This is a genomic window from Prevotella sp. P5-64, assembly GCF_002251285.1.
GTDB lineage: Bacteria > Bacteroidota > Bacteroidia > Bacteroidales > Bacteroidaceae > Prevotella.
In genome coordinates this window covers 89,268-103,091 of record NZ_NPJK01000005.1, presented here as the reverse complement: position 1 = coordinate 103,091, position 13,824 = coordinate 89,268, and the positions used below count along the sequence as shown (strand labels likewise).

The following is a 13,824-nucleotide window of genomic DNA, read 5'->3' as shown; positions in this document are numbered from 1 at the left end:
GCGCCATAATCGATGATGATGTTGACAAAGGTCAACCCGCACCCCGACGAGGCTTACACAAACGCTGCCGACGCCGCCATCATCACGGTGCTTGCCGCTGCGAAGGCTATTTTTATAAAAAATAGCGCCGGATATGCCTCTGCAAGTGTTTTTTTTATCCCTAAGGCCTAAATTCTGCCAATTTATTGCTACCTTTGTACAAAACTATTAGCTTTAACAATGGAAATATTAAGAAAATTATCTGTCAAGGCCTTCCTGGCTTTGAGCGTAATGTGTGGTGCCACCACGGCTGTCCACGCTGAAAATCTTACGCAGTATGTGAATCCCTATGTGGGAACCGGCGGCCATGGCCACGTGTTCCTCGGTGCCAATGTTCCCTTCGGCTACATCCAGCTCGGTCCTACCGAGAAGACCCGTGGATGGGACTGGTGCTCGGGCTATCATTATAGCGACAATGTACTCATCGGTTTCGGTCACACCCACCTCAGCGGAACCGGCATCGGTGACCTGGGCGACATCGCTCTGCTGCCCGTATCTACCGCTGCGCAGGACTCTGTAATCTTCGCCCACAGCGACGAGACCGTCCGCCCCGGCTATTATGGCCTGAAGCTCAACAACCCCAATGTCAAGGTAGAGCTCACCGCTACACAGCGCGTGGGTATGCATCGCTACACATTCGCCAATGCCAAGAAGGCGCTGATGAAGCTCGACCTGCTGCAGGGCATCGGATGGGATACGATGAAAGTATGCGGCATGCGCCAGGTGAGCCCAACACTGATAACAGGCTATCGCAAGTCTACAGGATGGGCCAAGAACCAGCAGGTGTATTTCGCAGCCGAGTTCTCCACTCCCGTCAAGATGGTGCAGAGCAATGACACCATCGCCGTGCTCGAGCTCGCCGACGCCACCCGTCCCGTGCTGGTCAAGGTGGGTCTCTCAGCCGTCAACGAGGGCAACGCCATGCTCAACATGCAGGCCGAGGTGCCCGGTTGGGACTTCGACGCTGTAGCCAAGGCTGCCGACGAGGCTTGGAACACCGAGTTGGGCAAAATCAAGATTGAGACCAGCAACGCCAACGACCGCGCCATCTTCTACACCGCCATGTATCACTCGATGACCGCTCCCTCTGTATTCTCCGACGTCAATGGCGAATACCGTGGTGCCGATTACAAGATACACCGTGGCAAGTTCACCAACTATACCACATTCTCTCTTTGGGACACCTACCGTGCCAACATGCCTCTGATGTCGCTCATCCATGCCGACAAGGCTGCTGATATGGCACAGACCTTTATCCATATCTACAAGCAGCAGGGCAAACTGCCTATCTGGCATCTTATGGGCAACGAGACCGACTGTATGGTGGGCAACCCCGGCGTGGCCATCCTCGCCGACTACGTGCTCAAGGGTCTGGTGGCTGACAAAGAGGCAGCCTACGAGGCCATGAAGGCTTCGGCCATGAAGGACGACCGTGGCATGGACCTGCTCAAGAAGTATGGCTACATCCCCTGCGACCTCGACCCCACTTATGAGACTGTGGCAAAGGCTCTGGAGTATGCCCTCGCCGACGCCGGCGTGGCCAAGGTGGCCAAGATGCTCGGTCACGAGGAAGACTACCAGTACTTCTACAACCGCAGCCAGGTTTACCGCCGTCTCTTCGACCCCGCCACCGGCTTTATGCGTGGTCTGGACAGCAAGGGCAAGTTCCGCGAGCCCTTCAACCCCTTCCACTCTGTTCACCGTCAGGACGACTACACTGAGGGTAATGCCTGGCAGTACGCTTGGCTCGTTCCCCACGACGTCCACGGTCTCGTGAGCTGCTTCAAGAGCGAGAAGCGTTTTGTCTCCAAACTCGACAGCCTCTTTATCGTCAGCGGCGACGCTGGTGCCGAAGCCTCTCCCGACATCTCGGGCCTCATCGGTCAGTATGCCCATGGCAACGAGCCCAGCCACCATATAATATATATGTATAACTACGTAGGCCAGCCCTGGAAGGGTGCACGCCTCATCCGCCAGACACTCGACGAGATGTACAAGAACGAGTTCGACGGTCTCAGCGGTAATGAAGACGTAGGCCAGATGTCAGCCTGGTACATCCTGTCGAGCGTGGGTCTCTATCAGGTAGAGCCCGAGGGCGGCAAGTTCATCTTCGGCTCACCCATCTTCGACCGCGCCACACTCAATGTCGGCGAAGGCAAGACTCTCGACATCGTTGCCCGCAACAACAGCAAGAAGAATATGTACATCCAGAGCGTCAAGTGGAACGGCCGTCCTTATACCAAGTCGTATATGGACTATGCCGACCTGATGAAGGGCGGTGTGCTCGAGTTTGTAATGGGTGCCAAGCCCTCTAAGTTCGGCACCAAGGTTAAGGACCGTCCCTAAATGACACTATCTATGAACATCAGCAATATCACAAAGGTGGCAATCGCAGGATTGCTCACCTTTGCTGCCACGACCTCGGCCCAGGCCCAGGCTTCGGTAAACCAGAAAGAGTTCGGACAGGAGTATATCGACGCCATAGCCGTCGCCACACCCTACGTATCCAAGCGCCCGGCTGTCGAGGAACGCCTCTTCCGTTCCAAGGTCATCGAGCAGTGCATCAAGGACATGAAGAAGCGTCTGAAGGACTCGCCCTATCTCGCCTGGATGTTTGAGAACTGTTTCCCCAACACCCTCGACACCACCGTGCACTACGAGGAAGACGCCGACGGCAACCCCGACACCTTTGTCTATACCGGCGACATCCACGCCATGTGGGGCCGCGACTCTGCAGCCCAGGTATGGCCCTATCTCCAGTTTGCCAAGAAGGACAAGAATATCCAGCAGATGATTAAGGGAGTCATCCTGCGTCAGTTCAAGAACATCCAGTACGACCCTTACGCCAATGCGTTCCACCGCGACTTCGCCGAGAAGAGCCGCTGGATGAGCGACGACAGCGGCATGAAGCCCGGACTGCACGAGCGCAAGTATGAGATAGACAGCTTGTGCTATCCGCTGCGCCTGGCTTACGAGTACTGGCTCGTCACCGGCGACGCCTCTATCTTCGAGGGTCAGCTCTGGCAGGATGTGGTCAAGAATATCCTTGACACCTTCCACGAGCAGCAGCGCAAGAATGGCCCTGGCTCCTATAGGTTCCTGCGCGTCACCGACCGACAGCTCGACACCGTCTGCAACGTGGGCCTTGGAGCCCCCGTGCGTCCTGTCGGACTCATCGCATCGGTCTTCCGTCCATCCGACGATGCCACCACTTTCCTCTTCCTTATTCCTTCCAACTTCATGGCAGTGACCACCCTCAACAAGATGGCCGACGTGCTGACCCGTGTCAACGGCAACAGCCAGATGGCCAGCCAGTGCACAGACCTGGCCAACGAGGTGAAGGCCGCGCTGCAGAAGTATGCCGTCTACGACCATCCCAAGTATGGCAAGATCTACGCCTACGAGGTCGACGGTATGGGCAACCACCTGCTCATGGACGATGCCAACGTGCCCAGTCTGCTCGCCATGCCCTATCTGGGTGATGTCGACATAGATGACCCCATCTACCAGAACACCCGCCGCTTCGTGTGGAGCGAAGACAACCCCTACTTCTTCCGCGGCAAGGCTGGCGAAGGCATCGGTGGTCCCCACATGGGCTACGACATGGCTTGGCCTATGAGCCTCATCATGCGCGCCATGACCAGCCGTGACGACAAGGAGATCAAGGAGTGTGTGCAGATGCTTATGGACACCGACGCCAACACGGGAGTCATCCACGAGTCGTTCGACATCAAGGACTCGATGCACTACACCCGTCCCTGGTTTGCCTGGCAGAACACTCTCTTCGGCGAGCTTATCCTGAAGCTCGTCAAGGACGGCAAGACCGACCTGCTTATCTCATGCAAGAAATAGAACCTGATAACAACAATGAAAGAAATCAATTTAGCCAATAAGAAGGTGAGCCCCGTAGCCTGGGTGCCCACCCTCTATTTTGCCATGGGCATGCCCTTTGTGGTGCTCAATATGGTACTGTCTCTCCTGTACAAGGACCTGGGCATAGGCAATGCAGAGATTACCTTCTGGACCGGCCTCATCATGCTGCCCTGGACCCTGAAGTTCCTGTGGAGCCCCCTGCTTGAGCTCTACAAGACCAAGAAGTTCTTCGTAGTCCTCACCCAGGTAGTCAGTGGCGTCGTCTTCGGTCTGGCAGCCATCTCGCTCCACCTCCCCGACTTCTTCGCCATCTCTATAGCCCTCTTTGCCGTAGTTGCACTGAGTGGTGCCACCCACGACATTGCTGCCGACGGCACCTATATGGGCGTGCTGTCCAAGGAGGACCAAGCCCGGTGGATAGGCTGGCAAGGTGCATTCTACAATATCGCCAAGATTTTTGCCACCGGACTGCTGGTATGGATTGCCGGCATCATCACCCCCATGGTGGGAGTACTCAATGCCTGGACCGCCATCCTCGTCTTCCTCTGCGTAGTGATGACCGCGCTGGGTATCTACCACTACTTCATCCTACCCACCGACGGCAAGCACAACGACGACAAGAAGAGTGCCAGCGAGACGCTGAAGGAACTGTGGGATGTGCTCAAGGAGTTTGTCCAGAAGGCACACATCATCTACTACATCCTCTTCATCATCATCTATCGCCTCGCCGAGGGATTTGTGATGAAGGTGGTGCCCCTCTTCCTCCACGACCCCGTTTCCCAGGGTGGACTCGGACTGAGCAATGAGCAGATTGGTACCTACTATGGCACCTTCGGAGCCGCAGCCTTCGTGGTGGGCTCTATCCTCGGCGGCAACGTCATCGCACGCTTCGGTCTGAAGCGGGTGCTGTTTGTCCTCGCCCTTATCTTCAACCTGCCCTTCCTGGTCTACACCTTCCTCGCCATCTACCAGCCCAGCAGCCTCTGGCTCATCGGCGGCGGCATCGTGATAGAGTATTTCGGCTACGGATTTGGCTTCGTGGGCCTCACCATGTTTATGATGCACCAGATAGCTCCCGGCAAGAACCAGATGTCCCACTATGCCATCGCCTCGGGTATCATGAACCTCAGCGTGATGGTCACCGGCATGTCGAGCGGAAAGCTCACCACGCTGTTGGGCTATGAGGGCTTCTTCCTCTTTGTACTGATATTCATCATACCCGCACTGCTTATCACCTGGTTTGTGCCATTCACCTATCCAGACAAGAAACAATAATATTCATACAACCAAAATCATCACGATTATGAGCAAACTGATTATTGAAGGACAGGCCCTGCCCAACATGCCTTGGGAAGAGCGTCCGCAAGACTGCAAGAATGTAATGTGGCGTTGCAGCGACAACCCCATCATCCCCCGCGACCTGCTGCCCACCAGCAACAGTATCTTCAACAGTGCCGTAGTACCCTTTGACAATGGTTTCGCTGGCGTTTTCCGCTGCGATGATACCAACCGCCGCATGGTGCTCCATGTAGGCTTCTCTCAGGATGGCAAGAAGTGGAACATCAATGAAGAACCGCTCCGTTTCCAGTGCGACAACGAGGAAGTGGGACAGTGGGTGTATGGCTACGACCCACGTGTGTGCAAGATAGAGGACAAATACTATGTCACATGGTGCAACGGCTACTACGGCCCAACCATCGGCGTGGCATGGACCACCGACTTCAAGACCTTCCACCAGCTGGAGAACGCCTTCCTGCCCTACAACCGCAACGGCGTGCTGTTCCCCAAGAAGATCAATGGCAACTTCGCCATGCTCTCTCGTCCTTCTGACACTGGCCACACTCCCTTCGGCGACATCTTCTATAGCGAGTCGCCCGATATGTGCTTCTGGGGCAAGCACCGCCACGTGATGGCTCCCGCTCCATTCGAGCAGAGTGCATGGCAGTGCATGAAGATTGGTGCCGGCCCCATCCCAATCGAGACCAGCGAGGGCTGGCTGCTGTTCTATCACGGCGTGCTCCACTCTTGCAATGGTTATGTATACAGCTTCGGTTCGGCTCTGCTCGACCTCGAGCAGCCCTGGAAGCCCATCTACCGCAGCGGTCCCTACCTCATCTCTCCGCAGAAGCAGTATGAGCTCACCGGCGACGTGCCAAACGTATGTTTCCCCTGCGCCGAGCTTCATGACCCCGAGACCGGACGCGTAGCCGTTTACTACGGTTGTGCAGACACCGTCACCGGACTGGCCTTCGGTTACATCCCCGAGATTATCGAGTGGACCCGCAAGAACAGTATCATCTGATAGCACCCATTATGGCGGCTTCCTCTGCGGAGCCGTCATCACAACCCTTACGAGAGGATGTCGGCACAGCGCCGTCATCCTCTTTTTTTGCGCATTAGCTCCAAACGGTCTAAACCCGACAGGTCAGCTGATTCTGATTCATGCCATACTGATGGAGGCATAACTCGCTATGGCTTCACCCAGACCAGAGCCAATCTGCTCAAAACCGGAAATAGCCTAAATTAAGATCAAGTAACGGTTAGAGGCAATGATATCAAAGCACGAAAAGATTATTTCCTGTTGCCATATACATAAATTGCAACGCGCAATGCGTTGCAATCTATGTATTTGTAAGTTATCTGTCACGGGCTGTGCGCCCAGGGATCACTCGGCTGTGAGATAGAGCACACGGCTTGACCATCCGTTGGTCTCTACGTCGGTCTTGTGATTGTAGGGGAAGTCGAGGCCGTGGTTCATGAGGAAGGCGCCGCTATAGAGACGGCCCTCGCAGAAGAGGGGGTCCTTGTCGATGCGGGTCAACTCGTGCACGCGATACATGCACTGTGGGTCGAGACCAGCCATGCACACGCGGGGCAGATGGTCGTCTACGAAGTTGGCCATCTTCCACCAGTAGAACACAGCCTTGTCCTTGGCCTCAGTCACATACATGAGCGAAGCGATGTGCTGGTCGTCGTAGGGGCTCACCAGGCGGTAGAGGTCGCCCATCTGCACCACAGGCCGTATGGTCTTGTAGTCGGCGATGGCACGCTTGGCAAAGTCGCGCTCGGCGTCGGTCATATCGCAGGGCTGCATCTCCATGCCGAGGCGGCCTGTCATAGCCACATCAAAGCGATACTTGATGGGCAGACGGCGCATGGTCTGGTGGTTGGGCGATGCGCTCACGTGCGAAGCCATGCCGATGGCGGGGAAGAAGTGACTGGTACCCCACTGCATGTAGATGCGCTGCAGGGCGTCGGTGTTGTCGCTCACCCACCACTCGTCAAAGTAGGGCAGTATGCCCCAGTTGACGCGGCCGCCACCGCTGGCACAGCTCTGCATCACCACGTCGGGATACTTGGCACGTATGCGCTCGAGCACCTTCTTCAGGCCCGCGTGATAGGCGATATAGAGGTGACTCTGGTTGGCGGCAGAGAGCGTCTGCGAACCGTGAGACATGATAGACATGTTGGCGTCCCACTTGATATAGGCTATCTGCGGATAGCGGGTAAGCAGATTGTCGACCACGCCGAAGACGAAGTCCTGCACCTTAGGATTGCCCATGTCGAGCACCAGCTGGTTGCCGCCGCGTCCGCCCACGAGCGGACGGTTCTTGGCATTGATGATCCAGTCGGGGTGACGCTCGTAGAGTTCACTCCGCTCGTTGGTCATCTCGGGCTCGATCCAGATGCCAAACTTGATGTCGTGGCGTTTGGCGTCGTCGAGCAGAGCCTCGATGCCACCGGGCAGCTTACGGGTGTCGGCCACCCAGTCGCCCAGAGCAGCGTCGTCGGTGCGCTGATACTTGCCGCCAAACCATCCGTCGTCCATCACGAAGAGCTCGCCGCCGAGGGCCTTGAAATCGGCCATCATCTGGTCCATCTTCTTCTCTTCGACATTCATATACACGCCCTCCCAGCTGTTGAGCAGGATGTCGCGTACCTGGTTGCCATGGCAGAGCTTGTACTCGCGGCCCCAGCGGTGGAACGTGCGGCTCACGCCGCCCTTGCCCTCATTGCTGTAGGTAAGCGCCAGCACAGGGGTGACAAAGCGTTCGCCCCGAGCCAGATGGTAAGCAGAGCACTCCTCGTCGATGCCAGCCAGCAGATAGTGGTAGTCGGTATTGTAGGTCTCCACCTGCAGACGGTAGTTGCCGGTATAGCAGAGGGCTGCTCCGATGGTGCGTCCGTGGTTTTCGGCGGGCTTGCCGTCGAGCGAGAACATCACCTCGGCATGCTCTGTCTGCGAGTTGCGCACACCGTTCTTGTTCTTTACGGTCACAAATCCACGCTGCAGCGGATGTTCTACGAGCCTTGCCTCGTTGCCCCATGCTCCGTGGAAGCGTGTCATCCACACATCGCCGCGGCGTATGGGCAGCATGGCGCTGGCAAAGCGGTTGAGGGTGATGGGGCGTTTCTCATAGTTTTCTATCTCGGTCCATGTCTCGATGATATCCACGTCGCTATAGGCGCGATAGCAGATGTTTACCACCACGGGGTACACCTTGTCCTGCATGCGCACGATGGTCACCGTGGCTTTGGGCTCTGCCACCACCTTGGTGTCTGTATAGCGCAGGTCGGTGGCCATAGACCCGTCGGCGTGGGTTATGGCGAGTGCGGGTTCATGCACCAGTTCCGACCCGTAGGTGGGATAGATGGGGGTGCGCGCCAGAGGTACGGCGTTGTCGAGGTCATGCTTGCCGAGACGCTCGCCAAGATAGACATAGCGGGGCTGCATGTCTTTCGACACTTCCAGGACTAACGACATGTGGGGAGTCTCCACCGACACGCGCTGGGGCTGTTCGGCGGCGTGGGTCACGGCCGCTGCCAACAACGACAGCATCACAAAGATTTTTCTCATCATTATATGTTTTTTAGTTATTGTTCGCCGATATATATTAATAGTGTTCGCCGATATACAGATAGTGTTCACCCATATACTGATAGTGTTCACCGATATACAGATAGTGTTCACCGATATATTAAAAGGTATGGCCCGAGCGCTCATCGTGTCTGCGACCAGGGCAGCCATCGGGGCAGGGCGCAGGGACCTAACTTTCTACAAAGTTAGCCAAAGGTTGGTGCATGGCAAAAGAAAAGGGCGATTATTTTCACTCCATCCGTGATGATTGTCAATTATCACGGTTTCTTTAGAGTCCATCGCCACCACTACACCGACCATGCCGCCCACCGCAGCAACTGCGCCAACCACTGCGACGACTAAGCCGACCACCGCAGCAACTACGCCGGCCGCGCCTCTGACCACAGTTGTCGGCTCGTATCAATAGTCACGAGAGCCCGTGACTTACGATACGTGAGCTCGTGACTTACGACACGCAACCACGTAACTAATGATACGAGCCCGCAACTGCGGTTAGATATTTTATTCATCCACCAAAGGTAGTTAGCAAGTCTAAGGTTGGGGCGGTGATTTAGAATAAAAGAATACCAAGTTGAACCATGATTGCAAAAAAATGTACTATATTTGCAAAAAAAGCATCAAAAGAGGCGGGCTATTCAGATTTAATTTGTATTTTTGCCAATAGTCAGGTTTTGGTCATCTTTAGTGTAACACTAAGACAAGCGAAATGTCTGGCATGAGCATATCATGGACAGGCTGTTGTTGTCCTGATACTTATAGAACTTTCCATTTAAGGTGTATTGTACTAAAAACATTTAATAACTAACGATTATCACAATGAAAAAATTATTTGCATTTACGGTTTCCCTTTTTTGTTTAGTAACAAATGTGGCTGCTCAAACTACCAAATTTCTCAAAGTATGGACGTACTATCACTATCATGATATGTTACAAAAAAAGATTTTATTTCGCTATTTGATGTTGTTTGTCTTTTTGTGGGGAATCACCTCCCAAATAGAGGCGAAGAAGGAGAAACGTGTCATTATACAGGGTATTGAATATAGTCTTACCACAAGCGTAGGTATTCTATATGGTTCCGTGGATAATTTGTACCCGGAACAAATGAAAGACCCTACTTGCTTAGATATACCTGCCTATGTATCTTATAAAGGTAAGAGTTATCCTATATTGTTTTGCTCCCTTAATAGTGATGTCGCCAAGAATATTCGTTACCTTACGATACCTAAAACATTACGTATTGGCGACCATAGTTTTACCAAATATACGTCTTTAGTATCCGTTGATTTCGAAGATGGAGTAGAAGAAATTGGAAATTTCGCCTTTTATCAATTACCAAACCTGGAATATATTCATTTACCTGAATCAATAAAGAAAATAGGAACCGCTGCATTTAAATACTGTGATAAACTAAACAAGATATATTTGTTTAATGAGAACATGAAAATAGGAAATGGCGCTTTCTCCAACTGCAAATCTCTTACTTATGCGTATGTTAATGTACATGGAGTGACCATGAAACAAATCTTTGGGGACTATAAGGATAACTATCTTGACACTCTGGATTTGGGTTATAGAACCGTGATAGAAAAAAACATGGTGCGTGATTGCACAAGACTTCGAAAAGTCCGTTTCGAAGGCACTAAACGAATAGAGGATGGTGCCTTTAGTGGATGTATGTCACTTCCTTCTATCGAACTGCCAAAACAATTGGAATATATAGGTAATTATGCTTTCGATAATTGCCATAGTCTGTCAAAGATTGTTATTCCATCTAAAGTGACCTATATAGGAGATATGGCTTTTGCATTTTGTTATAAACTAACTGAAATTTATGGACTCACTTCCAAAATTACAATTCATAACGGGGTGTTTGACAGCTGGGGTTATACGCCATTTAGTTCTGCATTTTATACATTAAAAGCCAACAACTTTGAGTATGGTGGCCTCTTTAAGACATTTAGCGAATATGCCAAACCCTTAATAGAGGAAGATATAAAGAATTGGCAGAAAAAATCAGAATTTGAGAAACAGTCAGAGTGGAAGAAACGCGTAACCGCCGTCAATCAGAATCTAAAGGTAAAGGAACTGACAAAAGAGTATAAGTCAAAATACCTCAACACCAACAAACGTGTGGACTTGAGATATTTTCTTGCTGCCTATGACCCTGAAAATGAAACTTTTCCTGTGTATATCAAAAATGTAGATACGTTATTCATAAAAGTCCCTATTGCGCAAGCTCCGACATTTAAGGAAAAATGGAAAAATGATGTTAAAATAACACCGAACTACGATATTGTTAACGATAGAGCCGCTATTGTTTCATTCTCGTTCAAACTGGGTAACAATGTATATAAATCGCTTAACAACTATGTGCCTGACCAGAATTTGTCTGCAAATATAGATTTGCCAGAAATAATAGTTGACGTAGCTGACAATAAAGTACAAACGACACCGCAATCATTACAAAAAGCGAAAACTCAGCCTGTTGCTATAATAGACCGTACGATAGACAAAGACATTCCTGTCTCTTCTGTCAACTCTTCGAATACGTTTGCCTTCATAATAGGCAATGAGAATTATCAGAATGTGGCGAGTGTTCCTTTCGCAGCCAATGATGCAAAGATTTTTTCTGAGTATTGTCATAAAACATTAGGTCTTCCGAAAGAAAACATAAAGGTTTATATCGATGCTACTTATGGTAAGATATTGGGTGCGTTGAGTACATTAAAACAGATTTCGCAAGCATACAAGGGTGATATAAATGTCATTTTTTACTATGCCGGTCATGGAGTGCCAAATGAAAAGAACAATGAAGCCTATCTGCTGCCAGCAGATGCTACACCATCTATGTTGGAGGCATGTTTACCATTAAGTAGTCTGTATTCTTCAATCGGAAGCATCGATGCCAAGCAAGCCATAGTCTTTATGGATGCCTGTTTCAGTGGTAGCCGTAGAGAAAACGGTATGATTGTTTCTGCACGAGGTATAGCTATCAAGCCAAAGAAAGACATTGTGACTGGTAATGTAGTAGTCTTTTCTGCTGCAGATGGGAGCGAAACAGCTTATCCATATAAAGAGAAAGGACATGGCTTGTTTACGTATTTCCTACTTAAAAAGTTAAAGGAGTCACGTGGAAATGTAACTCTTGGCGATTTGGCAGATTATATCAAGACCAATGTGTCGCAAAAGTCAATAGTTGTGAATAACAAATCACAGACTCCTACCATTTCATCATCTGCCCAAATGCAGGATGTATGGCGCACGATGAAACTGTATAGGAAATAAAATATGATTATCCGTTATGCAGGTCGTGTCCTCTTTCTGGATATACCATATATAATATAAGGTGAAAAAAGCAAATCAATAATTGAGCCCCTTAAAAAAGGGGCTCAATTACAACAAACAAGTCGGAATATTTTGCTAAAGTTTCAAACTGGGCTTCATAACCTCTTTATATCCTTTTTATATACCTTAGCTATTCTTTTATATTCCATGATACACAATTGAAAGCGCCACCTTTAGCAACAATGCCTTTTGCTTCACAAGGCACGACTTCACAGTCTCGATATATCTCCTTCAATTGTTCAATAGCCACGGTATCACTGGCAATACCTATTTGCGGTACAAGCAAGAAATTGCCAACACGAAGAAAATTAATATGCGCCCAACTATTCATTCGCGCATACTTGCCATATTGTAACTCGCTTATTTTCGAAAAGTGTAGACGCAAAACCTTCAATAATTCTTCGCGAAGTTGCTCATCTATATCTGCATAATTGTTTATTACAATATGCCCTGGTTCAACATAGCGTACCATTCCATCTGAATGTCCGCATTTCTCTGCTTGTCCCATGGGATGAAAACAACTTCACAGCCAAAACTGTCTTCGAGAACCGTCTGTAAGAACTCACGGTCTTTCTCCTTATTCTCGATGAAGACCTTGTCTGTCATAATTACTTTGTCATCACACTTTATCACATTGCCGCCATCTACGATGACGTTCATTATCATTAGACTATTGTGCGTGAATTCAAAGCAATTATGCACATCTGGTGTGATGTACTGTTGTTCTTCTTTGAGATAATCTGGATTATACTCATATCCTATAAAAGATTTTACATCCTTTTGAATCGGCATGAAGTCTCTCACCCATATATCTTTTGTACCGGGCAGCATTTCGAAGTTTATTTCATGTTCAAGCAACGCTTCTTTAATGCTTTTCCAACATTTGTAAGCCCTCAGATATTCAGAAAAGTATACTTTGTTTGTTTGATCATCAGTAATCATGATTTATCTTGGATATATTTTCTTTATTACATCAAAATCTTTAGGAATGTTTTCATACATATTCTTTGGCAAATCCTTATAGTCGTGCCATATGTGATATTCGGTCGTCCCATTGGTTGTCTTCTGGGTCTGAAAAACGTATTTTCTTTTCATTTGCCAATCAATACCGCCTTTGAAATAACGATAAGGTAGAGGTTGATTCTCTACTCTATAAGTATTGAATATCTCGATATGATCCAAAGGTTTGTCTTCAATAAGTTTAGGCATATCATCTGACGCATTAAACATGTCAAACAAACATCTTTGGCTACCTGATATATTGCCGACATGCTTTCCGTTTTCGTACTTCTCCAATCCACGAATCAGCACACCGCCAAACCGTATCAGTTCATTGTTATCTCCACGTAAAGTGCGAAATGCGACATCTACTCCAAATCGATGAAAGAACCATTGCCCTTCGATACAGTCTCTACTCAAAGTTGCTACGTCTTCAGTATCGTCTGTTGAATATAGATATATTTCCAAATCAGCTATTCGGTACTTCACGTTTTTGACTCCTTCACTATCTTTTTCACATTTAGCGATGGAAAAGTTTTTCATCAGACTAACTGCCAATGCTTCGTAATCCTCTTTTATTGGATCAGCAAATTTCTTCAAAAGAGAGTCTATTGTTTTATACTCGTTCATATTTTCTGTCTTTTGGCTAATAAACAGATTAATTATAATTGTTAAGCTGGTGAAGGGTA

General features: G+C 49.7%; 10 protein-coding genes. 6 read left to right on the top strand and 4 right to left on the bottom strand.

Features of this window, described 5'->3' with window-relative positions; translation table 11 throughout:
- Positions 1–18 precede the first annotated feature (18 nt).
- From CIK87_RS14190 to CIK87_RS01430, 5 genes are read left to right on the top strand one after another with little or no spacing between them, the layout of a single operon-like run.
- Positions 19–171: a hypothetical protein gene (locus tag CIK87_RS14190; protein ID WP_158216172.1), complete on the top strand. Its 153-nt coding sequence runs from the start codon at positions 19–21 to the stop codon at positions 169–171.
- Between the two features lie 48 nt (positions 172–219).
- Positions 220–2,385, top strand: coding sequence for a GH92 family glycosyl hydrolase (locus tag CIK87_RS01445; RefSeq protein ID WP_094384844.1), 2,166 nt, complete (start codon positions 220–222; stop codon positions 2,383–2,385).
- 12 nt (positions 2,386–2,397) lie between these two features.
- Positions 2,398–3,891 carry a glycoside hydrolase family 125 protein gene (locus tag CIK87_RS01440; protein ID WP_094384842.1) on the top strand — a complete coding sequence of 498 codons (1,494 nt, stop codon included), beginning with the start codon at positions 2,398–2,400 and terminating at the stop codon, positions 3,889–3,891.
- A 15-nt stretch (positions 3,892–3,906) separates the two neighbouring features.
- On the top strand, positions 3,907–5,187 hold the full coding sequence (locus CIK87_RS01435) for an MFS transporter (RefSeq protein ID WP_022311710.1): 1,281 nt from the start codon (positions 3,907–3,909) through the stop codon (positions 5,185–5,187).
- 28 nt (positions 5,188–5,215) lie between these two features.
- Positions 5,216–6,214 carry a glycoside hydrolase family 130 protein gene (locus CIK87_RS01430; RefSeq protein WP_094384840.1) on the top strand — a complete coding sequence of 333 codons (999 nt, stop codon included), beginning with the start codon at positions 5,216–5,218 and terminating at the stop codon, positions 6,212–6,214.
- Positions 6,215–6,577: 363 nt separating this feature from the next.
- Here the strand turns inward: CIK87_RS01430 and CIK87_RS01425 are convergent, their stop codons facing one another.
- On the bottom strand, positions 6,578–8,773 hold the full coding sequence (locus CIK87_RS01425) for an alpha-galactosidase (protein ID WP_094384838.1): 2,196 nt from the start codon (positions 8,771–8,773) through the stop codon (positions 6,578–6,580).
- Positions 8,774–9,607: 834 nt separating this feature from the next.
- On the opposite strand from CIK87_RS01425, the gene CIK87_RS01415 reads away from it, so the two are divergent.
- A complete protein-coding gene (locus CIK87_RS01415) occupies positions 9,608–12,076 on the top strand; it encodes a leucine-rich repeat protein (protein ID WP_094384834.1) in 2,469 nt (822 codons plus the stop codon).
- A gap of 190 nt (positions 12,077–12,266) precedes the next feature.
- Here CIK87_RS01415 and CIK87_RS01410 read toward each other — a convergent pair whose 3' ends face one another.
- From CIK87_RS01410 to CIK87_RS01405, 3 genes are read right to left on the bottom strand one after another with little or no spacing between them, the layout of a single operon-like run.
- Positions 12,267–12,608 carry an agmatine deiminase family protein gene (locus tag CIK87_RS01410; RefSeq protein ID WP_158216171.1) on the bottom strand — a complete coding sequence of 114 codons (342 nt, stop codon included), beginning with the start codon at positions 12,606–12,608 and terminating at the stop codon, positions 12,267–12,269.
- Positions 12,575–13,078, bottom strand: coding sequence for a hypothetical protein (locus tag CIK87_RS13855; protein WP_144008063.1), 504 nt, complete (start codon positions 13,076–13,078; stop codon positions 12,575–12,577). The genes CIK87_RS01410 and CIK87_RS13855 overlap by 34 nt, the downstream gene beginning before the upstream one ends.
- 3 nt (positions 13,079–13,081) lie before the next feature.
- Entirely contained in the window at positions 13,082–13,765 is a 684-nt protein-coding gene (locus tag CIK87_RS01405; RefSeq protein WP_094384830.1) for a hypothetical protein, read from the bottom strand.
- Between the last annotated feature and the right edge of the window lie 59 nt (positions 13,766–13,824).

Coding starts and splice junctions, on each gene's coding strand:
- CIK87_RS14190 (WP_158216172.1), top strand. CDS start 19: ATGTTGACAAAGGTCAACCCGCACCCCGACGAGGCTTACACAAACGCT.
- CIK87_RS01445 (WP_094384844.1), top strand. CDS start 220: ATGGAAATATTAAGAAAATTATCTGTCAAGGCCTTCCTGGCTTTGAGC.
- CIK87_RS01430 (WP_094384840.1), top strand. CDS start 5,216: ATGAGCAAACTGATTATTGAAGGACAGGCCCTGCCCAACATGCCTTGG.
- CIK87_RS01435 (WP_022311710.1), top strand. CDS start 3,907: ATGAAAGAAATCAATTTAGCCAATAAGAAGGTGAGCCCCGTAGCCTGG.
- CIK87_RS01405 (WP_094384830.1), bottom strand. CDS start 13,765: ATGAACGAGTATAAAACAATAGACTCTCTTTTGAAGAAATTTGCTGAT.
- CIK87_RS01425 (WP_094384838.1), bottom strand. CDS start 8,773: ATGATGAGAAAAATCTTTGTGATGCTGTCGTTGTTGGCAGCGGCCGTG.
- CIK87_RS01410 (WP_158216171.1), bottom strand. CDS start 12,608: ATGGTACGCTATGTTGAACCAGGGCATATTGTAATAAACAATTATGCA.
- CIK87_RS13855 (WP_144008063.1), bottom strand. CDS start 13,078: ATGATTACTGATGATCAAACAAACAAAGTATACTTTTCTGAATATCTG.
- CIK87_RS01415 (WP_094384834.1), top strand. CDS start 9,608: ATGAAAAAATTATTTGCATTTACGGTTTCCCTTTTTTGTTTAGTAACA.
- CIK87_RS01440 (WP_094384842.1), top strand. CDS start 2,398: ATGAACATCAGCAATATCACAAAGGTGGCAATCGCAGGATTGCTCACC.